20 protein-coding genes are annotated in these 24,274 nt (G+C 61.3%); 11 read left to right on the top strand and 9 right to left on the bottom strand.

Features of this window, described 5'->3' with window-relative positions; all coding sequences use genetic code 11:
• Nucleotide 1: 1 nt before the first annotated feature.
• From ICY20_RS03390 to ICY20_RS03360, 7 genes are all read right to left on the bottom strand, one after another.
• Nucleotides 2–592, bottom strand: coding sequence for a YceI family protein (locus ICY20_RS03390; RefSeq protein WP_194936924.1), 591 nt, complete (start codon nt 590–592; stop codon nt 2–4).
• A gap of 88 nt (nt 593–680) precedes the next feature.
• The gene (locus ICY20_RS03385; protein ID WP_194936923.1) at nt 681–1,442 is read right to left on the bottom strand and encodes an IclR family transcriptional regulator; all 762 of its coding nucleotides are present in this window, start codon (nt 1,440–1,442) and stop codon (nt 681–683) included.
• A gap of 64 nt (nt 1,443–1,506) precedes the next feature.
• Nucleotides 1,507–2,949, bottom strand: a complete 1,443-nt coding sequence (locus ICY20_RS03380) for an amidase (RefSeq protein ID WP_194936922.1) — start codon at nt 2,947–2,949, stop codon at nt 1,507–1,509.
• On the bottom strand, nt 2,946–4,256 hold the full coding sequence (locus tag ICY20_RS03375; protein ID WP_122487965.1) for a citrate-proton symporter: 1,311 nt from the start codon (nt 4,254–4,256) through the stop codon (nt 2,946–2,948). The genes ICY20_RS03380 and ICY20_RS03375 overlap by 4 nt, the downstream gene beginning before the upstream one ends.
• Nucleotides 4,257–4,316: 60 nt before the next feature.
• Nucleotides 4,317–5,492: a M20 aminoacylase family protein gene (locus ICY20_RS03370; RefSeq protein ID WP_194936921.1), complete on the bottom strand. Its 1,176-nt coding sequence runs from the start codon at nt 5,490–5,492 to the stop codon at nt 4,317–4,319.
• Between the two features lie 153 nt (nt 5,493–5,645).
• Entirely contained in the window at nt 5,646–5,960 is a 315-nt protein-coding gene (locus ICY20_RS03365; RefSeq protein ID WP_194936920.1) for an amidase, read from the bottom strand.
• Entirely contained in the window at nt 5,957–7,030 is a 1,074-nt protein-coding gene (locus ICY20_RS03360) for a serine hydrolase domain-containing protein (protein WP_194936919.1), read from the bottom strand. Before ICY20_RS03360 ends, ICY20_RS03365 begins: the two co-directional genes overlap by 4 nt.
• A gap of 185 nt (nt 7,031–7,215) precedes the next feature.
• On the opposite strand from ICY20_RS03360, the gene olsB reads away from it, so the two are divergent.
• Both olsB and ICY20_RS03350 read left to right on the top strand, forming a co-directional pair.
• Nucleotides 7,216–7,971, top strand: coding sequence for an L-ornithine N(alpha)-acyltransferase (gene olsB / locus ICY20_RS03355; RefSeq protein WP_122487961.1), 756 nt, complete (start codon nt 7,216–7,218; stop codon nt 7,969–7,971).
• On the top strand, nt 7,971–8,762 hold the full coding sequence (locus ICY20_RS03350; RefSeq protein WP_194936918.1) for a lysophospholipid acyltransferase family protein: 792 nt from the start codon (nt 7,971–7,973) through the stop codon (nt 8,760–8,762). Before olsB ends, ICY20_RS03350 begins: the two co-directional genes overlap by 1 nt.
• 131 nt (nt 8,763–8,893) lie before the next feature.
• Here the strand turns inward: ICY20_RS03350 and ICY20_RS03345 are convergent, their stop codons facing one another.
• Entirely contained in the window at nt 8,894–9,478 is a 585-nt protein-coding gene (locus ICY20_RS03345) for an acyl carrier protein phosphodiesterase (RefSeq protein WP_194936917.1), read from the bottom strand.
• A 153-nt stretch (nt 9,479–9,631) separates the two neighbouring features.
• Between ICY20_RS03345 and ICY20_RS03340 the strand changes: the two genes are divergently transcribed.
• From ICY20_RS03340 to ICY20_RS03330, 3 genes are read left to right on the top strand one after another with little or no spacing between them, the layout of a single operon-like run.
• Entirely contained in the window at nt 9,632–9,958 is a 327-nt protein-coding gene (locus ICY20_RS03340) for an ArsR/SmtB family transcription factor (RefSeq protein ID WP_159963237.1), read from the top strand.
• 11 nt (nt 9,959–9,969) lie between these two features.
• The gene (locus tag ICY20_RS03335) at nt 9,970–11,136 is read left to right on the top strand and encodes an MFS transporter (RefSeq protein WP_159963238.1); all 1,167 of its coding nucleotides are present in this window, start codon (nt 9,970–9,972) and stop codon (nt 11,134–11,136) included.
• A gap of 27 nt (nt 11,137–11,163) precedes the next feature.
• Nucleotides 11,164–12,219, top strand: coding sequence for an alkene reductase (locus tag ICY20_RS03330; RefSeq protein WP_194936916.1), 1,056 nt, complete (start codon nt 11,164–11,166; stop codon nt 12,217–12,219).
• Nucleotides 12,220–12,540: 321 nt separating this feature from the next.
• Here the strand turns inward: ICY20_RS03330 and ICY20_RS03325 are convergent, their stop codons facing one another.
• On the bottom strand, nt 12,541–13,173 hold the full coding sequence (locus ICY20_RS03325) for a TetR family transcriptional regulator (protein WP_159963240.1): 633 nt from the start codon (nt 13,171–13,173) through the stop codon (nt 12,541–12,543).
• A gap of 287 nt (nt 13,174–13,460) precedes the next feature.
• On the opposite strand from ICY20_RS03325, the gene ICY20_RS03320 reads away from it, so the two are divergent.
• From ICY20_RS03320 to ICY20_RS03295, 6 genes are all read left to right on the top strand, one after another.
• On the top strand, nt 13,461–14,612 hold the full coding sequence (locus ICY20_RS03320; RefSeq protein ID WP_159963241.1) for an efflux RND transporter periplasmic adaptor subunit: 1,152 nt from the start codon (nt 13,461–13,463) through the stop codon (nt 14,610–14,612).
• Nucleotides 14,613–14,615: 3 nt separating this feature from the next.
• Nucleotides 14,616–17,777, top strand: a complete 3,162-nt coding sequence (locus ICY20_RS03315; RefSeq protein WP_159963242.1) for an efflux RND transporter permease subunit — start codon at nt 14,616–14,618, stop codon at nt 17,775–17,777.
• A complete protein-coding gene (gene adeC, locus ICY20_RS03310; protein ID WP_194936915.1) occupies nt 17,774–19,231 on the top strand; it encodes an AdeC/AdeK/OprM family multidrug efflux complex outer membrane factor in 1,458 nt (485 codons plus the stop codon). Before ICY20_RS03315 ends, adeC begins: the two co-directional genes overlap by 4 nt.
• 240 nt (nt 19,232–19,471) lie before the next feature.
• Complete coding sequence (locus tag ICY20_RS03305) at nt 19,472–21,169, top strand: molecular chaperone HscC (protein WP_194936914.1); 1,698 nt, start codon at nt 19,472–19,474, stop codon at nt 21,167–21,169.
• A gap of 12 nt (nt 21,170–21,181) precedes the next feature.
• Nucleotides 21,182–22,798 carry a J domain-containing protein gene (locus ICY20_RS03300; protein ID WP_194936913.1) on the top strand — a complete coding sequence of 539 codons (1,617 nt, stop codon included), beginning with the start codon at nt 21,182–21,184 and terminating at the stop codon, nt 22,796–22,798.
• 143 nt (nt 22,799–22,941) lie between these two features.
• Nucleotides 22,942–24,192, top strand: a complete 1,251-nt coding sequence (locus tag ICY20_RS03295; RefSeq protein ID WP_194936912.1) for an OprD family porin — start codon at nt 22,942–22,944, stop codon at nt 24,190–24,192.
• Nucleotides 24,193–24,274: the final 82 nt, after the last annotated feature.

Genomic DNA, 24,274 nt, shown 5'->3' with positions numbered 1-24,274 from the left:
GTCAACGCGCCGTAAAGATCAGCACCGCACCCACCGGCACCGACAAACTGATGGAGGCCAACCCGGCCGCCTTGCGCAACGCGGCGACACCGGGCATCAGGTCAAAGTCCTCGGCATGCAGCACCACCGGCTCCAGGGTCACCACTTGGAAACGCCGGTCATCTAAACGCGTCGCGAGCAATTCGGCGCTGTAGGTCTGGGTCTTGCCATGCAGGGTGACGCTCAGCGGCAGGCGCAATTCCAACTGCGCGCCAGGCGCCAAATCGTTGATGGGTTGCAGGTTGATTTGCGCGTTGATCAGCGCGTCGGGGAAAGTCTTGATCTCGAACAGCTCATTGCGCATGCGCTCGTCACGCATGGGGATGCCGCTATTGACCGACTCCAACTCCACTTCCAGCTGCGCAGCACCTTTGCCGTCGACCTTGCCGTGCAACACCAGGAAGCGATGGACTTCGGCAATCTCGGTGTTCTTGGTGGTGACGAACGACAAGCGAGAGGACTCGTTATCCAGGTACCAGTCGGCATGGGCAGGCATGGCAGCGGCGGCCAGCAGGGCGAGGGCCAGGGGTTTGATGACAGAAGCGTTGAACATTAAAGACTCGTGGGAAAAAAACCTGAACGAACCTTAAGCGCAATGTCACAAGCGGCGCAAATCCAATGTGGCAGCGGCGATGCTTCCGTCAGGCTAATGCCCGCTGCACTTCACCCACGGCCTGCTCCAAACTGGCCATATGCAGATTCAACACCCGCTCCACCGGTGCCTGATGCATCGGCCAGTGCAGCGCCATGCTCCCCACCAAGCGCCCATTCGCACGCACCGGCAATGCAACCGCACGAATCAAAAACGGCAACCGCACCGGGTACTCCCAATACCCTTCGGTACGCTGACCAAAGCCCTGATGCTGGCTTTGCTCGCAAGCGTGGTATTGCTCATCCGCCGCCACCTGTTCGCGGCCTGCCAAACGCAGCACCTCTTCGGCTGGCAATTGGGTGAGGCACGCCTTGCCCATCGCCGAATGGAACAGGCTGGCATGCTGGCCGACGATCTGGCAGTTGTTGGGATAAAGCTTGCGCAGCACGCCAGGGATCGCGCTTTCCATGACTTCCAGGCGCTCGCCATCAAAGCAGGACAAGTCCACCACCAAGCCGGTGCGTTCGCTGAGTTCCAGCAGCCAGGGTGCGGCGCTTTCTACCACTTGGCGCTTGAAACGTTGCTGAGTGTCGCCAAACAGACGCTGGGCGCGCAGACGGTAACGCCGGTCGCTCAGGCCACGGTAAACCCAGCCCTGATCCTGCAGGGTCAGCAACATGCGTGACACGGTGGCCTTGGGCAAACCCGTGAGGTAGTGCAACTCCTCAAGCCCCAAGGCCTGGTGCTTGCCCAGTAATTCGACGATAGCCAATGCGCGCTCAACCGAGCGTACGGTGCCTGTCTCGGCCATGTTCGATCTCCCTGATGCCGGTGGATGATCATTTTTCACAGCAAGATACAGGCCCGGTTGCCCCTCAACCCATCGATTCAAGGCACGCCGGCGGGCGACGCTGCACCCATTGCGTCAACTGTTCATGGGCGTAAGCCAATTGCAGCACCGCCCGGTCCGCCTGGGCTGGACCGATGATCTGCACGCCCATCGGCAGGCCCTGGGGGTTAAAGCCCACCGGAATGCTCATGCTTGGCAAACCGGCCAGGGTCGGGCCGATCACGACTTCCATCCAGCGATGATAAGTGTCCATTTCTCGCCCGCCCACGAGGCGTGGCCACGGCTGTTGTGCATCGAAAGGGAACACTTGGGCCGTGGGCAACAACAGGAAATGGTAACGTTCGAACAATTTGGCCAAGGCGCGATACCACTCACTGCGGTCCACCGATGCCTGGTACACCTGCTGCGCGCTCAGGCCCAGACCGCCCTCCACCTCCCATTGTGCTTCGGGCTTGAGCAACGCTCGTTTTTGCGGGTTGGCGTACGCCGCACCCAAGTTGCCGTGCACCAGCCAATGGCGATGCACCAGCCAACTGCGCCACAGCCGCGCCATGGAAAAATCCGGCTGGCAGCTTTCCACGTCACAACCCAGTGTCGCGAAATCGCCGAGGGCCGATTCGCACAGGCTCAGCACGCCATCGTCCATCGGCAGGTAGCCGTTGTAGTCGCCCAGCCAGCCCAGGCGTATGCCTTTGAAATCCCGTTGCAACGGTTGGCCCAGCACCGCCGGATCATCCTTCGACGACAGCGGCACCCGAGGGTCGTAACCTGCCTGGATGCTCAGCAAGCGCGCCACATCCGTTACGCTGCGGCCCATCGGGCCTTCGGTGCCCAACTGCTGCACGAACAGTTCTGGCGTCGGCCCGTAAGGCACTCGACCTTGGGACGGTCGTAGGCCAAACACATTGTTGAACGCCGCCGGGTTGCGCAGCGAGCCCATCATATCGCTGCCATCCGCCACCGGCAGCATACGCAGCGCCAGTGCCACCGCCGCCCCGCCGCTGCTGCCGCCTGCTACCAGGCTTGAGTCGTAGGCATTGCCGGTGGTGCCAAACAAGGTGTTGTAGGTTTGCGAGCCCAGGCCGAATTCCGGCACGTTGGTCTTGCCGATAATGATCGCGCCACTGGCCCGCACCCGCGCCACGCTGATGGCGTCTTCGGTGGGCACATGCTCGGCGTACAGTGGCGAACCCAAGGTGGTACGCACGCCCTTGGTGGCCGCCAGGTCCTTGATCGCCTGGGGCATGCCATGCATCCAGCCGCGTGACTGGCCTTGGTCCAACTCACGATCACAAGCCCGCGCTTCGGCCAGTACCTCATCGGCATTGCGCAGTGAAACCAGCGCATTCACGCCTGGGTTGAAGCGTTGGATCTGCGCCAGGTACGCCTGCATCACCTCTTCGCACGAGACCTGCCGCGCATGGATCGAGCGCGACAATTGCGTGGCATCCCAGTCAACAATACTCAAGGCTTCACCTCACTCGAAAACGGCTGCGGCCGCTTGGCCCGCGGTGCCTCGTGCATGCAATAAGTGCCCATCAGCGTCAACACGCAGGCGAACAACACATAGAACGATGGCGCTACCGGCGTGCCCAACACTTTGGTCAGCCAAGTCACGATCAACGGCGCGAAACCACCGAACACCATGACTGCCACGTTATAGGCCACTGACACACCCGTCGAGCGCACTTCGATGGGGAACTGCTCGGCCAAAGCAGTCGGGGCCGGGCCGAAGAACCCGCCGATGGCGGTGCATAGCATCACCTGCATCACCAGTAAACGCTCGATCGACGGCGCTGCGGCAACCCACACATACAGCGGGTAGACCATCACGAAAAACGCCAGGGTGAACGCCATCAATACCGGGCGCCGCCCCAGGCGATCGGAGAGCATGCCCGACAGTGGAATCACCACGGTCATCAGCGCCACCGCCAACATCTGTACCATCAATACCTGATCCAGCGGCAGCCCGAGGCTTTTGTGCGCGAAGGTCGGCATGTTAACCAGCACCACGTAAAACGACACCGTCGCGCCACACGCCAGCCCCATGGACACCAGGATGCTGCGCCGATACTCACGCACCACCTGCATCAGGCTCGGCGCCGGGCCGGTCGCGTGTTTGCGCGCCTCGATAAATTCCTCGGGGTCTTCCATATGCCGGCGAATCCACAGCCCCACCGGGCCGATCAGCAAGCCAAACACAAACGGCAAGCGCCAGCCCCACAGGTCGAGGGTTTCCGGCGAGAAGAAGTGGGTGACCATCGCCACCATCGCCGCCCCGCCAAACACCGCCAGGCACTGCCCCACCAATTGCCAGGAGCCATACAATCCCTTGCGATGGGCCGGTGCGCTTTCCACCAGGAACGCCGTGGCACTGGCGTATTCACCACCGGTGGCAAAGCCTTGGAGCATGCGCGCCACCACGATCAGCAACGGCGCGCCCATGCCGATGGCGGCATAGTTCGGCGCGAAGGCGATCAGCGCGATGGACACGGTCATCAGCCGGATAATCAACTGCATCGCCGCCTTGCGGCCTTTGCGGTCCGAATACATTCCCAACAGGATGCCCCCCACCGGGCGCATGAAAAAGCCCACGCCGAAGGTTGCCAAGGCCATCAGCAGCGAGGCGTATTCATCGTCTGAGGGGAAAAACTGCCGGGCGATGATGCTCGCCAGAAAGCCGTAAACGATGAAGTCATACCATTCCAACGCATTGCCGATTACCGCCGCCACCACCTGGCGGGTGCGGGATACGCCTGTGTGTGAAGTCTGCATGAGGAACACTCCATTCAACCGAAAGTAGGAAAGGGTCCAGCGGCAGAAAAAGTCGAGTCGTCAGGCAGGCTTGAGCCAGCTCTCGGCCAGCGCGCCCCAATAGGCGGAGCCGGTCAGCAGGATGTCATCGTTGAAGTCATAGGCGGGGTTATGCACCATCGGCCGCGACACGCCGTTGCCGATAAACAGGTAGCTGCCGGGGCAGCGCTGCAGCATCCAGGCGAAGTCTTCACTGCCCATCAGGGTGCGGGTGTTACCGTCCACGGCGTCGGTGCCAAGCAAGGCGACACCAACCTGGCGGGCGAACTCGGTTTCTTCGGGGTGGTTGACCAGCACCGGGTACGCCGGGCGATGCTCGATCTGCACAGTACAGCCGAAGCTGGCGGCCTGGGTTTGGATGATGGCGAACACCCGCTCCAGCATCTGCTCGCGCACTTTGGGGTTGAGCGCGCGCAAGCTCAAGCGCAGCAATGCTTCTTGCGGAATTACATTGGCAGCCTGGCCCGCTTGAAGGGCGCCGACCGTGACCACGGCAGCTTCCTGGGTGTCGATATTGCGCGCCACTACCGTCTGCAATGCCATGACCATGCTCGCCGCCGCCACGAGCGGGTCCACCGTCAGGTGCGGCATGGAGCCGTGACCGCCGACGCCTTCCAACGTGACGGTGAGCAAGTCCTGGGACGCCATCATCGGCCCCACTCGCAGGCCCAGATGCCCCGCTGGCAAGCCCGGCATATTGTGCATGCCGAACAGGCCATCGCAAGGGAAGCGCTCCAGCAAACCGTCGGCGAGCATGGCTTCGGCGCCGCCCTGGCCTTCTTCAGCGGGTTGGAAAATCAGGTTCAGCGTACCGTCGAATTGCCGCGTGGCCGCCAGGTAGCGCGCGGCACCCAGCAGCATGGTGGTGTGACCGTCATGCCCACAGGCGTGCATGCACCCGGCGTGTTGGCTGGTGTAGGCCGCGCCGGTATTTTCGATGATGGGCAAGGCGTCCATGTCGGCGCGGATGCCCAGGGTGCGTGAGCTGCCGCCGTTACGCAGTACGCCGACTACGCCGGTCTTGCCGATGCCGGTATGAACCTCATAGCCCCAATCCCTCAGCGATTTGGCCACCAGCGCACTGGTGCGGTTTTCCTCAAAGCCGAGTTCGGGATGGGCGTGAATATCCTGACGCACGGCGTGCAAGTCGCTGGCGACGTCGCTGAGCCAATCCAGGATGTGCTGGTGTGGGCGCATGGGTGATTCTCCTCACAGTCGGGTGTTCCCGTTCTTGTTTGCTGCACACCGCCAGCTAACCGCGATGCGCGCGCGAGGACAATCAAAGGTGGTTCCACCCTGTGGAACCTTAGGGCCCCCTGCCCATCACTTCCACAGGAGATGTGTGGTGCGTCAGGGGTTCAGGCGGCAGCCCTGGCGGTCACCGAGCCAGCGGGCGGTGTGCGTGCGGCCCAGCCCGCTGGCGGTGACTTCGCTGCGCTCCGGGTTATCGCTGAATGCGCTGGTGGGCACGTATTGCTTCACATAGCCCTGGCAATACTCGGCGGGGTTATTGGCGACATAGCGGCACGAGCAATATTCCTTGGCGGTGTAGGCCGCGATGATGTCGGGGAAGGCTTGCAGGTTGACGCGCTCGTGCCAGACCCAGCCGAGCAACGCCAACAGCAGCAGGAGAAACAGACTGGTAAACGGCCGACGACGGATCATGGCTGCACCGCCGCAAGTACGCGTTTGAGCAGTTCATTGTGACGGTAGCTCCCGTCGCGGTCATCGCCGTAGCGCACGATCACCAGGCGCTTTTCTGGCATCACATACAGCGCCTGGCCCCAATGACCGAGGGCGGCGAAGGTGTCGCTGGGCGCATCGGGCCAGGGCCGTGGCTCGCCTCTGTTGAGCCACCAATGACCACCCGGCACCGCTTCATCCTGGCCGGCCTTGTAGTAAGCGAAGGGTTGGCGATTGAAGGCGATCCAATCGTTGGGCAGCAACTGTTGATCACCCCAGCGACCGTCCCGCGCCATCAGCAGACCCACTCGCGCCAGGTCGCGAGCCGTGAGATAGGCGTAGGAAGAAGCAACGAAGGTTTCATCCGCATCGGTTTCCCACGTCGCATTGCGAATGCCCAGCGGCTTGAACAGCGCGTCCCACGGGTAGCTCATGTAAGCCTTGTGGCCGAGCATCCCTTTAAGCGTGGCGGAGAGGATGTTGGTGTCGCCACTGGAGTAACAGAAGGTTTGACCCGGCGCGCTGGCGGCTTCGCTTTGCGCGGCGAACTCGGCCATATCGCTGCGGCCACGGGTGTAGAGCATCGCCACCACTGAGGACTTGAGCGGGGCGTACTCATAATCTTCCTGCCAGCCCAGGCCCGAGGCCCAGTGCAGCAAATCGGCCATCGTCACCTTGGGGTGCTGCTTCATCGGCGGGTAGAAACGCGCAGCCGGGTCGGTGAGTTTGAAACGGTTTTCGCCGTAGGCCACGCCCAGCACGGTGGCCATCAAGCTTTTGCTGATGGACCAGGTCAGGTGCGGGGTAGTGGCCGTGGTCGGCGCGGCGTAGCGCTCGTACACAACAACGCCGTCGCGGATCACCAACAGCGCGTCGGTGCGCAGGCCTTGGCGGGTGGTGTCGTCTCGCGCAGGGAAGGCGTAGGCATTCAAGGCATCGACGGCAGGGCCTTCGATTTGGGTGCCCTTGGCCCACTCCTTGTCAGGCCAGACTTCGGCGTGGGCGGTAACGGTGACGAACAGCAGGGCAACGCACAACAAGCCTCTGACCATGGACGCAAACTCAAGGGGGCACTCAAGCCCGCGAGCCTAGCCGAGGCGGATGACAGATTTGCGACATAGAGGGCTGTCATCCAAGCGTCACCATAACTTCATGGAGATGACACCGGGCCTGCCTAGCCTGAGTTTGGACAACAAAGTCGACCGGCCGAAACGTGGCCGGCACTCGGAGACTCGCCATGACTCAGATCGCCCGCATCAGCGACACCGGCAATGAACGCCGTCTGCAAGCCGAACGCCTGGTTGGCGCACAGGCGTTGCAGGAAGCCCAGGCCCTGCGGTTCAACGTATTCAGCGGCGAGTTCAACGCCAAGCTGAAAGGCGCGGAGCTGGGTCTGGACATGGATGACTATGATGTTCACTGCAGCCACATCGGCGTGCGGGACTTGAATACCGGTCGCCTGGTGGCCACCACCCGCTTGCTCGACCACGCGGCCGCCAGCACCCTGGGTCGGTTCTACAGCGAAGAAGAATTCAGCCTGCATGGCTTGCTCCACTTGCAAGGCCCGATCCTGGAAATCGGCCGCACCTGCGTCGACCCGGCCTACCGCAACGGCGGCACCATCGCCGTGTTGTGGGGCGAACTGGCCGAAGTGCTCAACCAGGGCGGCTACAGCTACCTGATGGGTTGCGCGAGCATCCCGATGCACGACGGCGGCATCCAGGCCCACGCGATCATGCAGCGCCTGCGTGAACGCTACCTGTGCAACGAACACCTGCGCGCCGAACCGAAAAAACCGCTGCCGGCTCTGGATTTGCCGTCCAACGTCATCGCCGAAATGCCGCCGCTGCTCAAGGCGTATATGCGCCTGGGGGCGAAGATCTGCGGCGAGCCATGCTGGGATGAAGACTTCCAGGTCGCCGACGTGTTTATCCTGCTCAAGCGCGACAACCTCTGCCCGCGTTATGCCCGCCACTTCAAGGCTGCAATGTGATGAGCCGCCTGCGGGTGTACGGGCGCATTGCCCGCGTGCTGGTGGTGGTGGCGCTGGGTTTGAGCATGGCCAGTGTGTTTGGTGTGTTCGAGCGTCTGGGCATTGCCAACTCGATGGTGCGGCGTCAGCGCTGGTCGCGGTTTTTCATGGCGCGACTGACCAATGCCCTGCCCTTTCGCGTGACCGTGCACGGTGAGTTGCCGACGCAGCCAATGCTGTGGGTGAGCAATCACGTGTCGTGGACCGATATTCCGCTGCTGGGCGCCGTAGCGCCGATGTCGTTTTTGTCCAAGGCCGAAGTACGCACCTGGCCGGTGGCCGGTTGGTTGGCGGCCAAGGCTGGCAGTTTGTTTATTCGCCGAGGGTCAGGCGACAGCCAGTTGATCCGCAAGCAGATGACCCGTCATCTGGAGCAACAGCACCCGCTGCTGATGTTCCCCGAAGGCACCACCACTGACGGGCGCAGCCTGCGCACCTTCCACGGGCGCTTGCTGGCCAGTGCGATTGATGCGGATGTGGCGCTGCAACCGGTGGCGATCCGTTACCTGCGCGATGGGCAAGTGGACCCGTTGGCACCGTTTATTGGCGATGATGATTTGCTCTCGCACCTGATGCGCTTGTTTGGCAATGACCAGGGCGATGTGGAGATTCATGTGCTCAAGCCAATTGCCTGTGCCGGGCAGGAACGTGCGGCGCTGGCGTATCAGGCGCAACAGGCCGTGCAGAAGGTGTTGTTTGGGCCGGTGCCGGAGGCTGAGCAGGTTGATGTTCGGCCGGCATTTGCCGCCTGAGCTTAAGTGAACACAGAACCCACTTTATGTGGGATCTAAATGTGGGAGGGGGCTTGCTCCCGATAGCAGAGTGTCAGTCACTACATACATTGACTGAACCACTGCCATCGGGAGCAAGCCCCCTCCCACATTTAGACCTCAGTGGCCAGTTGGATTTGGGCGAAGGCTTGCAGTTCGGGGTAGAACACCCGGAAGTCTTCACTCAACGGCTCATACAACTCACGCAACTCCTGCATCGCAAACCCCAACTCCTGCGGCTGCGTCAACCGCCGCGAAATCCCCCGCAACACCTGCTCCATCACCGTAAACTCGCGATAAGACCCCAACCAATCATCCGCCGCCATCCACGGCGCAATCTGCGCCAACCGCCCCGGCAACTGTGGCTCGGCGGCGAGCACGCGGTACACCTGCGAGGTGAAGCGCTCCAGCGGTTGGTCGGCATACAACGCCCAATCCCGCGCCAGGCAGTGGTCGAAAAATACATCGAGGACAATCCCCGCATAGCGCCTGCGGGTCAGGCTGAAGCGCGACAACGCCTCCCCCACCAACGGGTGGCTGTCGGTGAAACGGTCGATCGAGCGATGCAGCTGGATCGCCGCTTCGATTTGCGGGCTGAACTGGCCCTGCAGGCGGCCTTTGACGAAATCGCCATAGAGGCTGCCCAGCAGTTGCGCAGGAAGTTGGCCGCCCAGATGCAGATGTGCGAGATAATTCATGGCGCGCAGTCTATCACTGCTGCCAACGTATCGTTATAACCCGATATACCGATTTGGCCTGTCCTCAGAGCAAAATCATATTGGTATATCGGGATATAACGATTTAAGGTTCGCTTCATCGCGATATAACGCTTTAAAAACCGAGCACCTGCCATGTCCATTGACCTCGACGAAATAATAAAAGCCCTGGCGCACCCAGTACGGCGAGACATTCTCAACTGGCTCAAAGACCCGAAAGTGCAATTCCCCGAACAACTGCACAACCACGAATACGGCATCTGTGCCGGGCAGATCGACCAGCGCTGCGGCTTGTCCCAGTCGACCGTGTCGGCCCACCTGGCTACCTTGCAACGGGCGGGTTTGATCAGCAGCCAGAAGGCCGGGCAGTGGCACTTTTTCAAACGCAACGAGGAAACGATCCAAGCGTTCCTCGACGCGCTCATCACAGAGCTCAGCTCTGAAATCAGCGAACCGCTGTAAAGGAAACGAAAATGCCCCTCTCGCTACTCATACTGGCCCTGAGCGCCTTCGCCATCGGCACCACCGAGTTCGTCATCATGGGCCTGTTGCCCGATGTGGCCGCAGACCTCGGCGTGTCGATCCCCGGCGCCGGCTGGCTGGTGACCGGCTACGCCTTGGGCGTGGCCATCGGCGCGCCCTTCATGGCACTGGCCACCGCCAAGCTGCCGCGCAAGGCTGCCCTGGTAGCGTTGATGGGCATCTTTATTATCGGCAACCTGCTCTGCGCCCTGGCCAGTGACTACAACGTGCTGATGTTTGCCCGTGTGGTCACCGCGTTGTGCCACGGCGCGTTCTTCGGGATCGGCTCAGTGGTCGCCGCCAACCTGGTGCCCGCCAACAAACGTGCGTCGGCCGTGGCCTTGATGTTCACCGGCTTGACCCTGGCCAACGTGCTCGGCGTGCCACTGGGCACCGCACTGGGGCAGGCCGCCGGTTGGCGCTCGACCTTCTGGGCGGTGACGGTGATTGGCGTGGTGGCGTTGATCGGCCTGATCCGCTTCCTGCCGGCCAAGCGTGACGAAGAAAAACTCGACATGCGCGCCGAACTGGCAGCCCTCAAGGGTGCCGGTATCTGGTTGTCGCTGAGCATGACCGCGCTGTTTTCTGCGTCGATGTTCACCCTCTTCACCTACGTCGCGCCGCTGCTGGGCGATGTCACCGGCGTATCGCCAAAAGGCGTGACCTGGACCCTGCTGCTGATCGGCCTGGGCCTGACCCTGGGCAATATCATCGGCGGCAAGCTGGCGGACAAACGCCTGGCGGCCACCTTGATCGGCGTGTTTATCAGCATGGCAGTGATCTCGACGGCGCTGAGCTGGACCAGCGTGGCGCTGATCCCGACCGAAATCACCCTGTTCCTGTGGGCCACCGCTGCGTTTGCCGCCGTGCCGGCGCTGCAAATCAACGTGGTGACCTTCGGCAAGGCCGCACCAAACCTGGTGTCCACCCTGAACATCGGCGCCTTCAACATCGGCAACGCCCTCGGCGCCTGGGTCGGCGGCAGCGTGATTGCCCATGGTTTCGGCCTGACCAGCGTGCCGCTGGCAGCCGGCGCGCTGGCGATTCTGGCGCTGCTGGTGACCTTGATTACTTTCCGTCAGGGCGGCGACGCCGACCTGGCCCCCGCGACTCACTGATCAACTTCAAAGAGAAGGTGTTTACCGATGACGACTATTTTCGATCCGATCAAACTGGGCGACCTGGAACTGTCGAACCGCATCATCATGGCGCCGCTGACCCGCTGCCGCGCCGACGCGGGCCGCGTACCCAACGCGCTGATGGCCGAGTACTACGTGCAACGTGCCTCCGCCGGGCTGATCCTCAGCGAAGCCACCTCCGTAACACCGCTGGGCGTGGGTTACCCGGACACCCCGGGCATCTGGTCCAACGACCAGGTGCGCGGCTGGGCCAACGTGACCAAGGCGATTCACGGCGCGGGCGGCAAGATTTTCCTGCAACTGTGGCATGTGGGGCGTATTTCCCATGAGTCCTACCTGAACGGTGAAACCCCGGTGGCGCCGAGCGCGATCCAGCCTAAAGGCCACGTCAGCCTGGTGCGCCCTTTGGCCGACTACCCGACCCCGCGCGCCCTGGAAACAGCAGAAATCGCCGACATCATCGACGCTTACCGCACCGGTGCCGAAAACGCCAAGGCTGCGGGTTTTGACGGCGTGGAAATCCACGGTGCCAACGGCTACCTGCTCGACCAGTTCTTGCAAAGCAGCACCAACCAGCGCACCGACAACTACGGCGGTTCCCTGGAAAACCGTGCGCGCCTGTTGCTGGAAGTGACCGACGCGGCCATCGAAATCTGGGGCGCCGGGCGTGTGGGTGTGCATTTGGCACCGCGTGCCGATTCCCATGACATGGGCGACGATAACCTGGCTGAGACCTTTACCTACGTCGCCAGTGAATTAGGCAAGCGTGGCATTGCGTTTATCTGCTCGCGTGAGAAGGAAGGCGCTGACAGTCTCGGCCCGCAGCTGAAGAAGGCTTTCGGCGGCGTGTATATCGCCAACGAGCGCTTTACCAAGGACAGCGCCAATGCGTGGTTGGCTGAAGGTAAGGCGGATGCGGTGGCCTGGGGTGTGCCGTTTATTGCCAATCCGGATTTGCCGGCTCGATTGAAGGCGGATGCGCCGCTGAATGATGCGCGTCCGGATACTTTCTATAGCAAGGGACCGGTGGGTTACATCGACTATCCGACTTTGGCGATCTGATCGCCTATCTGAAGTAGTACAGTGATCCAATATGGGAGGGGGCTTGCTCCCGATAGCGGTGGTTCAGTCAGCACATGTATTGACTGACACACCGCTATCGGGAGCAAGCCCCCTCCCACATTTGAAATCGGTGCACTCCAGAAGCGGGAAGAAACACTCCTTCACACCCCTGCAACAAAATCCCTACAAAATACTTAGCCGGCTACCTATCAACCGGCTACCCGCCCGTATATAAAGTCAGCCCACAGATCAGCCAGAAGGACGATTGACCATCCTTAGGCTTTACTGTTGACACAACCGGATGCAATTACGCATTTTGTCTCAATTGCGCAGGCTGGGGCTCAGGCGCAGCATGTCCAGCCCTGCATCCACCCAGCGCTCGGCGTCCTGGTGCAACTGGAAGCTGTCAGGTATCAGCAGCCACTGGCCGATCAGCCCGTTGATGTAGGCATGAATGCACACCGCGCCACGGGAGGTGTCGAGGTTTTCCGGCAGTTGCCCGCGATGCACCGCGTTACGCAGGGTCAGGCCGATGCGCAGGTTGCATTCCAGCGTATGAGTCTGGCGTTGGCGGCGCATGTCGCACATTTCATCGGTGAATTCGCACTTATGAAACAGGATCTCGTTGATGCGTCGGGTTTTCGGGTCCAGGGCCACTTGATGAAACAAACGAATCAGCAGTTTGCGCATGCAGCCCAGCGGGTCGAGTTCGTCCTCGCTTTCACCGGCCCGGGCCAAGTCGTCCAGTGGCTCGTGCAGCGTATCGAGCAAGGCCTGGAGCAAGTCGGATTTGTTACTGAAATGCCAGTAGATGGCGCCCCGCGTCACGCCCGCCAGCGCGGCGATGTCCGCCAGCGTGGTGCGCGCAACGCCGCGCTCATAAAAGGCTTGCTCGGCGGCGTCGAGAATTTGGCTGCGCGTTTCCTGAGCTTCCTCTTTGGTACGACGAACCATGGCAGTAAAACCTCAATCAGGACACTTGAGACGATTGTTAACGCAGAATTAATAGCCGTTGACGATCATCTGAATATTTTGTGGGACGACACCGTCATGGGTGCCGAACGTAATGGAATCGAGGCTTTTGGCGTTGCTTTGTCAACATTGCGCGAAGCCTGTCAAGAGTTTACAAACAACCATGAACGTAAGTATATTGCGTAGCAAGCTACTTATCTACATGCCGTTTATTTTTAAACCTTCCACCCTTCTTGTGCGCACCCTGCGCGCCTGACCCGAGGATCTTCATGCAACTTAAGCCAGCTGTTACCGCCCTGGTCACTGCCGTCGCCCTGGCATCGCTGCTCAGCGGATGTAAAAAGGAAGAAGCGGCTCCGCCCGCTCAAGCCCCTCAGGTCGGCGTGGTCACTATTCAACCGCAAGCCTTTACCTTGACCTCCGAACTGCCGGGCCGCACCACGGCCTTTCGCATTGCGGAAGTTCGCCCTCAGGTCAACGGCATCATTCTCAAGCGCTTGTTTAAAGAAGGCGGCGACGTGAAGGAAGGGCAACAGCTCTACCAGATCGACCCGTCGGTGTACGAGGCAACCCTCAAGAGCGCACAGGCCAGCCTGACCCAGACCAAGTCCATCTCCGACCGCTATAAGCAGTTGGTCGATGAACAAGCCGTCAGCCGTCAGGAATACGACACCGCCGTCGCCAACCGCATGACTGCCGAAGCCAACGTGCAAACCGCCCAGATCAACGTGCGCTACACCAAGGTGTATGCGCCGATCTCCGGGCGTATCGGCCGCTCTTCGGTCACCGAAGGCGCGCTGGTCAGCAATGGCCAGACCGACTCCATGGCCGTTATCCAGCAACTGGACCCGATCTACGTCGACGTCACCCAGTCTTCGGCCGAAATGCTGAAGCTGCGCCGCGACCTGGAAAGCGGTCAGCTGGAAAAAGCCGGCGCCAACGCCGCCAAGGTCAAGCTGACCCTGGAAGACGGCAGCGACTATGGCCAAGACGGCAAACTGGAATTCTCCGAAGTGTCGGTTGACCAGACCACCGGTTCCGTGACCCTGCGCGCCGTGTTCCCCAACCCTGACCACACCCTGCTGCCGGGCATGTTTGTACACGCCCAACTGCAAGCCGGTGTGAACAGCAAGGCGATCCTGGCTCCACAGCAAGGTGTGACCCGTGACCTCAAAGGCATCCCGACCGCACTCATCGTCAATGCCGACAACAAGGTTGAACAGCGCGTGCTGGTGGCCAACCGTACCGCCGGCGCCTACTGGCTGGTGGAAAAAGGCTTGAACGCCGGTGACCGCGTGATCACCGAAGGCTTGCAGTACGTCAAGCCGGGCGTTGAGGTCAAGGTCAAGGACGCTGACAACGCCAAGCCCGCCGGTACTGCTCCTGCTGCGCCTGCTGCCGCTGCTGGCAAAGGGGAGTAACCCATGTCGAAATTTTTTATCGACCGTCCCATTTTCGCCTGGGTGATTGCCCTGGTGATCATGCTGGTCGGGGCACTGTCGATCCTGAAGTTGCCCATCAACCAATACCCGGCCATCGCGCCAACCGCCATTGATATCCAGGTGACCTACCCAGGCGCGTCCGCACAAACCGTGCAGGACACCGTGGTGCAAGTCATCGAGCAACAGCTCAACGGTATCGACAACCTGCGTTATGTCGCCTCGGACAGTAACTCCGACGGCAGCATGACCATCACCGCGACGTTCAACCAGGGTACCAACCCGGACATCGCCCAGGTTCAAGTGCAGAACAAGCTGAACCTGGCGACCCCGCTGCTGCCGCAAGAAGTGCAGCAGCAGGGTATCCGCGTAACCAAGTCGGTGAAGAACTTCCTGATGGTGATCGGTCTGGTGTCGGAAGACGGCAGCATGACCAAGGACGACCTCTCCAACTACATCGTGTCCAACATCCAGGACCCGATCTCCCGTACTTCGGGGGTGGGTGACTTCCAGGTGTTCGGTTCGCAATACGCCATGCGTATCTGGCTCGACCCGGCCAAGCTGAATAACTACCAGTTGACCCCGGTCGACGTCAGCACCGCTATCGCTGCGCAGAACGTACAGGTGGCTACCGGTCAACTGGGTGGCCTGCCTGCCCTGCCGGGCAACCAGCTGAACGCCACTATCATCGGCAAGACACGCCTGCAAACCGCTGAGCAGTTCGGCAACATCCTGATGAAGGTCAATGCCGACGGTTCCCAGGTTCGTCTGGGCGACGTCGCACGTATCGAACTGGGCGGCCAGAACTACAGCATCAGTGCGCAGTTCAACGGCAAGCCGGCCTCCGGTATGGCGATCAAACTGGCGTCGGGTGCCAACGCCCTCGACACCGCCAAGGCCATCCGCGCCACGGTCGCGTCGCTGGAACCGTTCTTCCCGCCTGGCATGAAGGCGGTGGTGCCGTATGACACCACGCCTGTAGTAACCGAATCGATCTCCGGTGTGGTGCACACCCTGATCGAAGCGATCGTGCTGGTGTTCCTGGTGATGTTCCTGTTCTTGCAGAACTTCCGCGCCACCATCATCACCACCATGACTGTACCGGTGGTATTGCTGGGTACCTTCGGCATCCTCGCGGCGTTTGGTTTCACCATCAACACCCTGACCATGTTCGGCATGATTTTGGCCATCGGCTTGCTGGTGGACGATGCCATCGTCGTGGTGGAAAACGTCGAGCGGGTGATGGCCGAGGAACACCTGTCGCCCAAAGAAGCGACGGTGAAATCCATGGGCCAGATCCAGGGCGCCCTGGTGGGTATTGCCCTGGTACTGTCGGCGGTCCTGCTGCCGATGGCGTTCTTCGGTGGTTCCACCGGTGTGATCTACAAACAGTTCTCCATCACCATCGTTTCGGCCATGGCGTTGTCGGTACTGGTTGCCCTGATCTTCACCCCGGCCTTGTGCGCCACCATGCTCAAGCCGATCGACCCGGAAAAACACGGCCAACCCAAGCGTGGTTTCTTTGGCTGGTTCAACCGCACCTTCGACCGTGGCGTACTGAGCTACGAGCGCGGCGTGGGCAACATGATCAAGCACAAGATCCCGGCGTTCTTGGTGTACGCCCTGATTTTGGTCGGCATGATCTGGCTGTTCATGCGCATCCCGGCTGCGTTCCTGCCCGACGAAGACCAGGGCGTGATCTTTGCCCAGGTACAAACGCCGGTAGGTTCTTCGGCTGAGCGCACACAGAAAGTCATCGACGACATGCGCGCCTACTTGCTCAACGACAAGGAAGGCGAGCCAGGCGAAGGCAAAGGCGTGAAATCGGTGTTTACCGTCAACGGCTTCAACTTCGCCGGTCGTGGCCAGAGTTCGGGCCTGGCGTTCGTGATGCTCAAGTCGTGGGATGAGCGTGATGCATCCACGTCGGTATTCGAAATCGCCAAGCGTGCCCAGGGCTACTTCATGCAGACGTTCCAGGACGCCATGGTGTTTGCCATCGTGCCGCCGTCTGTACTGGAACTGGGTAACGCCACCGGCTTCGACGTGTTCCTGCAAGACCAGGGCGGTGTCGGCCATGAGAAATTGATGGCTGCACGTAACCAGTTCCTCGGCCTGGCCGCACAAAGCAAGATCCTCGCAGGCGTGCGCCCTAACGGCGTGAACGACGAGCCGCAGTACGAGCTCACCGTTGACGACGAGAAGGCCAGCGCCCAAGGCATCACGCTGTCCAACATCAACCAGACCCTGGCAATCGCCCTGGGTGGTAGCTACGTCAACGACTTCATCGACCGTGGTCGGGTGAAGAAGGTGTACGTGCAAGGTGAAGCGGCCAGCCGCATGTCGCCTGAAGACCTGAACAAATGGTACGTGCGCAGCGACTCCGGGAAGATGGTGCCATTGTCGGCCATCGCCTCGGGCAAGTGGATCTTCGGTTCGCCCAAGCTGTCGCGCTATAACGGTGTAGCGGCGATGGAAATCCTCGGTACGCCGGCACCGGGTTACAGCACCGGTGACGCCATGGCTGAAGTCGAGCGCATCGCCAAGCAACTGCCAGCAGGTATTGGCTACGCGTGGACGGGCTTGTCGTACGAAGAACGTCTGTCGGGCTCCCAGGCACCTGCGTTGTACGCACTGTCGCTGTTGGTGGTGTTCCTTTGCCTCGCGGCGCTGTATGAGAGCTGGTCGATCCCGATCGCGGTGGTACTGGTAGTGCCGTTGGGTGTGGTGGGTGCACTGATTGCAACCAGCATGCGTGGTTTGTCCAACGACGTGTTCTTCCAGGTGGGCTTGTTGGTGACGGTGGGCCTGGCGGCGAAAAACGCCATCCTGATCGTGGAATTCGCCAAAGAGCTTCACGAGCAAGGCAAAGGCGTGATCGAGGCGGCTATCGAAGCCTCCCGCATGCGTCTGCGCCCGATCATTATGACCTCCATGGCGTTCATCCTCGGCGTACTGCCGCTGGCGATCTCCTCGGGCGCAGGTTCAGGCAGCCAGCACGCCATCGGTACTGGCGTAATTGGCGGTATGATCACGGCCACTGTGTTGGCGATCTTCTGGGTACCGTTGTTCTTCGCAACCGTGTCCGCCATCGGCGACCGTAAAAAGACAGAACCCAAGCAAACTCCTAAAGAGGCTGGCCAATGAGCAAGTCGCTCCTTTCCTTAGCCGTCACCGCATTCGTGCTCAGTGGCTGCTCGCTGATACCTGACTATCAGCGCCCCGAAGCGCCGGTAGCCGCACAGTTCCCGCAGGGCCCGGCGTATTCGTCGGCCCAGGCGCCGAACCAGGCGGCTGCCGAGCAGGGCTGGAAGCAGTTTTTCCATGACCCTGCCCTGCAACAGCTGATCCAGGTTGCGCTCGAAAACAACCGCGACCTGCGTGTCGCGGCCCTCAACATCGACGCCTACGCCGCGCAGTACCGCATCCAGCGCGCTGACCTGTTCCCGGCCGTCTCGGCCACGGGCAGCGGCAGCCGCCAGCGCGTGCCGGCGCGTGCCTCGCAGACCGGCGAAGCGGGCATCACCAGCTCGTATTCGGCCACCCTCGGGATCAGCTCGTATGAGCTGGACCTGTTCGGTCGCGTGCGCAGCCTCAGTGAAGAAGCGCTTCAAAAGTACTTCGCCACCGAAGAAGCACGGCGCAGCACCCAAATCAGCCTGGTGGCCAACGTGGCAACCGCCTACGTGACCTGGCAGGCCGACAAAGAGCTGCTCAAGCTGACTCAGGACACCTTGGGTGCGTTCGAGCAGAGCTTCAAGCTCACCTCGCGCAGTGCAGAAGTCGGCGTAGCCTCGGCCCTCGACCTGAGCCAGGCGCGCACCTCGGTGGAAAACGCCCGGGTTGCCCTGGCGCGTTATACCCGCCAGGTGGCCCAGGACGAAAACAGCCTGACCCTGCTGTTGGGCACCGGCCTGCCGGCGAATATCGCCAGCCAGCCGCTGTCGGATGACCTGCTCAGCGAAGTGCCGGCCGGCTTGCCGTCTGACCTGCTGCAACGTCGCCCAGACATCCTGCAAGCCGAGTACAACCTGAAAGCGGCCAACGCCAATATCGGCGCGGCCCGTGCGGCGTTCTTCCCAAGCATCAGCCTGACGGCCAATGCCGGCACCTTGAGCCCGGACCTGGGCGGCCTGTTCAAAGGCGGCTCGGGCACCTGGTCGTTCGCCCCGCAGATCAACATCCCGATCTTCAACGCCGGTAGCCTACGTGCCAGCCTGGACTACTCGAAGATCCAGAAAGAGATCAACGTGGCGACCTACGAGAAAGCCATCCAGACCGGCTTCCAGGAAGTGTCCGACGGCCTCGCCGCACGTGAAACCTACAAGCAGCAACTGGAAGCCCAACGCGGTTTCGTCGCCGCCAACCAGGATTACTACCGCCTGGCCGAGCGTCGCTACCGCATTGGTGTCGACAGCAACCTGACGTTCCTCGACGCCCAGCGCCAACTGTTCAGTGCCCAGCAATCGCTGATCACCGACCGCCTGGCGCAGCTCACCAGCGAGGTCAACCTGTACAAGGCCCTCGGCGGTGGCTGGAGCGCACAGACGGCGCAGAACGAGCCGTTGAAAGAAGACGCGCCGAAGTTGAAGTTGTTCTGATGCAGTTGTAAAACAAACCGCTTCCCTCACCGGAAGCGGTTTTTTTATGCCCTATTTCCTGAACACTGCTGACCAACTGTGGGTGGGGGCTTGCCCCCGATAGCAGTGGTTCAGTCAACATATACAGTGACTGACACACCGCCATCGGGGGCAAGCCCCCTCCCACAGTTGCTTTTCGCTCAACCTTTCAGGATAAAATTGGTCACAGATTCTTACAGACCACAGAGGGAGCTTGTCGTAATGATCGTAGGAATCGACCTGGGGACCACCAACAGTCTCGCAGCGGTATGGCGCGGTGATGCCGCCGAATTGGTGCCCAATGCCCTTGGCCAGTTGCTCACCCCAAGCGTGGTCGGCCTGGATGACCAAGGCCGCATCCTGGTAGGCCAAGCCGCCAAGGAGCGCCTGCATACCCACCCGCATCTGACCACCTCGCTGTTCAAGCGCTATATGGGCAGCGCCACCGAAGTGCGCCTGGGCGATAAATCGTTCCGCCCAGAAGAACTCTCTGCGCTGGTACTTAAAAGCCTCAAGGAAGACATTGAGCGCACCTACGGGCAAACCGTCACCGAAGCCGTGATCAGCGTGCCCGCCTATTTCAGCGACGGCCAACGCAAGGCCACACGCATCGCTGGCGAGCTGGCCGGGCTCAACGTTGAAAAACTGATCAACGAACCCACCGCCGCTGCCCTTGCCTACGGCCTGCATCAGCGCGATAAGGAAACCTCGTTTCTGGTATTCGACCTCGGCGGCGGCACCTTCGACGTGTCGATCATCGAGCTGTTTGACGGGGTGATGGAAGTGCGCGCCAGCGCCGGTGATAACTTCCTCGGCGGCGAAGACTTCGACACCCTGCTGCTGGAACACTTCGTCGACAGCCAACGCAATGCCGAGGGCTTCCCGCCCACCAGCAGTGTGCTGCAAGCCCTGCGTCGCGAAGCCGAGCGCGTGCGCAAATCTCTGGGCCAGGACGACAGCGCCGACTTCGCCCTGCGCGTCGACGGTCAGCAATGGGTCAAGACCATCACTCAGCAGGAACTCGCCAAGCTCTATATCCCGCTGTTGGAACGCCTGCGTGCGCCCATCGAACGAGCCCTTCGCGATGCGCGAATTCGGGTCGGCGACCTGGATGAAATCCTGCTGGTGGGCGGCACCACGCGCATGCCGCTGGTGCGCAAACTCGCCGCCGGGTTGTTCGGGCGCTTCCCGTCCATCAGCCTCGACCCCGACCAAGTGGTGGCCCATGGCGCCGCAATCCAGGCCGCGCTCAAAGCCCGTTCGGCAGCGCTCGAAGAAGTGGTGCTGACCGACGTCTGCCCCTACACCCTGGGCATCGAAACCTCGAACCAGTACGGCGGCCATATCGAAAGCGGCCACTACCTGCCGTTGATCGAGCGCAACAGCAGCGTGCCGGTCAGCCGGGTCAAGAGCGTGGTCACCCTGCACGATAACCAGAGCCAGGTGCTGCTCAAGATTTATCAGGGCGAAAGCCGCCTGGTGAAGGACAACATCGAGCTGGGCCAACTGGACATTGCCGTGCCCAAGCGCAAGGCCGGCGAGGTCTCGCTGGACGTGCGCTTCACCTACGACAACAACGGCCTGCTGGAAGCCCAGGTGAATATCCCGCTGACCGGCGAACAACATTCGTTGGTGATCGAGAACAACCCTGGCGTGCTGAGCCCGGACGAGATCCAGCAACGCCTGCAAGCCCTGGCACAGTTGAAGGTTCATCCCCGCGACCAGCAAGTCAACACCGTGCTCACTGCCCGCCTCGAACGGCTCTACCAGGAAAGCCTCGGCGAATTGCGCGAGCAACTGGGGCACTGGGCCGGGCAGTTCCAGCAAGTGCTCGACACCCAGGACGAACGCCGCATCCGCGATGCCCGCAGTGAACTGACCCGTCAACTTGAGCAGCTCGACAACGGGTTCTGGCGCTAAGGGGAACACCACATGGACTGCTGGACCCTGCTGCAATTGCCGGAAGAGGCAGACGAGCGCACCATCAAGCGCACCTACGCGCGGCTGCTCAAAAGCTGCCGCCCGGACGACGACGCCGAAGGTTTCCAGCGCCTGCGCGAAGCCTATGAGGAAGCGCTGGCCTATTCACGCTGGCGCGCCGACTGGGAAGAAGACGACACCACCGTTCAAGCCCCCGTGGCTGAACAGGCCTATGGCAACCTAAACGACCTGGCCGAGCTGATGGACATCAGCACCCTGCAGCCGGCGCCGTTCGAAGCGCCCAAGGCCGACCCGGCCCAGGCGCTGCTCAATGGGCTTGTCGCCCACAACCTCGATATACGTTGGGCCCAGGCGCAACAACAAGGCTGCACCGAGGCGTTTCAAACCGGCCTGTTGCGCCACTGCTTCGATAACCCGGGCGAGCGCTGTGCAATCGGCAGCTGGGCCGTGCAGCACCTGGAATGGCTGACGCCCTGGCAACAGGTGACCATGACCCCGTGGCAGCACGATGCACTGACCGGCGAACTGTTGCAGGACTACCGCCGCACCTTGCAGGAGCTGCTGGAGCAAAAGGCCGAACGCGAGTTCATTACCCAACTCACGCAGTACAGCCACCAACCCTGGCTGCGGGTGTTCGACCTTCAGCAACAATGGCAACGCGTCGTGCTGCAACTGCTGCACGACAGTCAATGGAGCGTGCCGCTGTTCGAGCGGGTGTGCCAGACGTTTGGCTGGGACGACCAGAAAGGTGTATTCCCGGAACCCGCCTGGATGTGGCGCGAACTGGTCTCGCGCTGCGAGCAGGAAAGCTTCTACGCCAACCTGCAAGACAAAGCCCAAGAGATGCGTCACCCGCCTGCCGATGCCCAGGCCGCGCGCCTGTTGCTCACGCCAATGTCGACCACCCAACAACACCGCATGATCGAAGGTTTTGGCGAAAACGAGTGGAACGCCTGCCAGCACCTGGGCGAAGTCCTCACCTGGCGCTACCCGAAACTGCTTGAACGGCTGCCAAATCCCGATGCGTTCTTCTGGCGCAAATTTGTACCGCGGCCGATCTACACCCAGGTGTTTATTCGCGTGTGGGCCGTGTTCGCACTGGGGATCGGCCTGAGCCTGCTCAACACCCCCTCCGCGCAACTCGATATCCAGTCGACCCTGCTCTTTATGGTGATGGCGTTCGTGCCCGCCGGGGTCGCTTTTCGCGTCACCCAGTTCTGGGCCAGCATGAGCTCGACCTACCGGGTGCCCGACCTGTGGCTGAGCCAATACCTGATCCCCAAACGGCTCAACCCCAACAAATATTGGCTGGTCATACGCCACGGCGTGCCCCAGGCACTCATGCTCGTGGCCTGCGGCCTGATGCTCGGCGTGCTGGGCATCGTTACCTATGTCGGCGCGCTACTGATCAACCTGCTGCACACCAAACGCATTGGCCAGATAAGCCATAAATTCAGCCAAGGCTACCCGTGGCTGAACGGCCTGCACTGGGCCTTCTGGAGCCCGTTGCAAGCGGCGTTCCTGGTGGTGATGGTGGCGGTGATCATTGCCGCGCAGCATTACTTGCCGGCGGTGCCGTGGACTCACTTCGACCCGCCCAGTTCATAACCTGAAAGTGCCGGGCCTTAGTGCCCGGCAAGTTGCGTTCGATCACCGCCCAAAACCCGCCCTCCCCCACTTTCACCGCCCCCACACCGCCCCGCACCATGGCCCGCACCTGCATAACCCCAATAACAACAGGTCCCTACGCCATGAGCACTTTCCACCCGCGCCAGCTCTTGCTGGCAACCGCTGTCGCCAGTCTTGCCTTGCCCGTCGTCGCTGAAGAACACGGTTTTCTCGAAGACGCCAGCGCCAATCTCAACCTGCGAAATTTCTTCTTCAATCGCAACTTCACCAACCCCACCAAAACCCAGGGCGGTGCGCAGGAGTGGACGCAGAGTTTCATTCTCGACGCCAAGTCCGGGTTTACCCAGGGCACGGTGGGTTTCGGTGTGGATGTGCTGGGCCTGTACTCGCTGAAGCTTGATGGCGGACGCGGTACTGGCGGGACGCAATTGCTGCCGCTGGACCATGACGGTCGGCCGGCGGATGAGTTCGGGCGCTTGGGTGTAGCGTTCAAGGCGCGTTTTTCCAAGACCGAAGTGAAGGTGGGCGAATGGATGCCGGTGTTGCCGATCCTGCGTTCTGACGATGGCCGTTCCCTGCCGCAAACCCTGCGTGGCGGGCAGATCACGTCGAAGGAAATCGACGGCCTGACCCTGTATGGCGGCCAGTTCCGCGCCAACAGCCCGCGGGACGACAGCAGCATGACTGATATGTCGATGACCGGTAAAACCGCCTTTACCTCGGACCGTTTCAACTTCCAGGGCGGCGAGTACGCGTTCAACGACAAGCGCACCCAGGTCGGCCTGTGGAATGCCCAGCTCAAGGACATCTACCGCCAGCAGTACGTGAACTTGATCCACAGCCAGCCCCTGGGCGCCTGGACCCTGGGCGCCAACCTCGGGTTCTTCTATGGCAAGGACGACGGCAGCGCCCGTGCCGGCGAGTTGGACAACAAGACCTGGTCCGGCCTGTTCTCGGCCAAGTACGGCGGCAACACCTTCTATGTCGGCCTGCAGAAACTCACCGGCAACAACGCGTGGATGCGCGTCAACGGCACCAGCGGCGGCACCCTGGCCAACGACAGCTATAACTCCAGCTATGACAACGCCCAGGAAAAATCCTGGCAGGTGCGTCACGACTACAACTTCGCCGCCCTCGGTGTACCGGGCCTGACGCTGATGAACCGTTATATCAGCGGCAGCAACGTTCACACCGGCACGATTACCGACGGCAAGGAATGGGGCCGCGAGAGCGAAATCGGCTACACCGTGCAAAGCGGTGCTGCGAAAAATCTCACGGTGCGCCTGCGCAACTCCAGCATGCGCCGGGACTACAGCAACAACGAGTTCGATGAAAACCGGCTGATCGTCAGTTACCCGATCAGTCTGCTGTAAACCGTCATCGACCTTGCTGTATGGTGCGCGCCTGCCGCTGCTGAGCTGAATCAGCAGCGGTCTCCAAACGAGCCCGGCCACA

The organism is Pseudomonas pisciculturae, from assembly GCF_015461805.1.
GTDB classification, from domain to species: domain Bacteria; phylum Pseudomonadota; class Gammaproteobacteria; order Pseudomonadales; family Pseudomonadaceae; genus Aquipseudomonas; species Aquipseudomonas pisciculturae.
The sequence above is the reverse complement of the archived record's forward strand: the minus strand, read 5'-3'. Positions and strand labels throughout refer to the sequence as shown.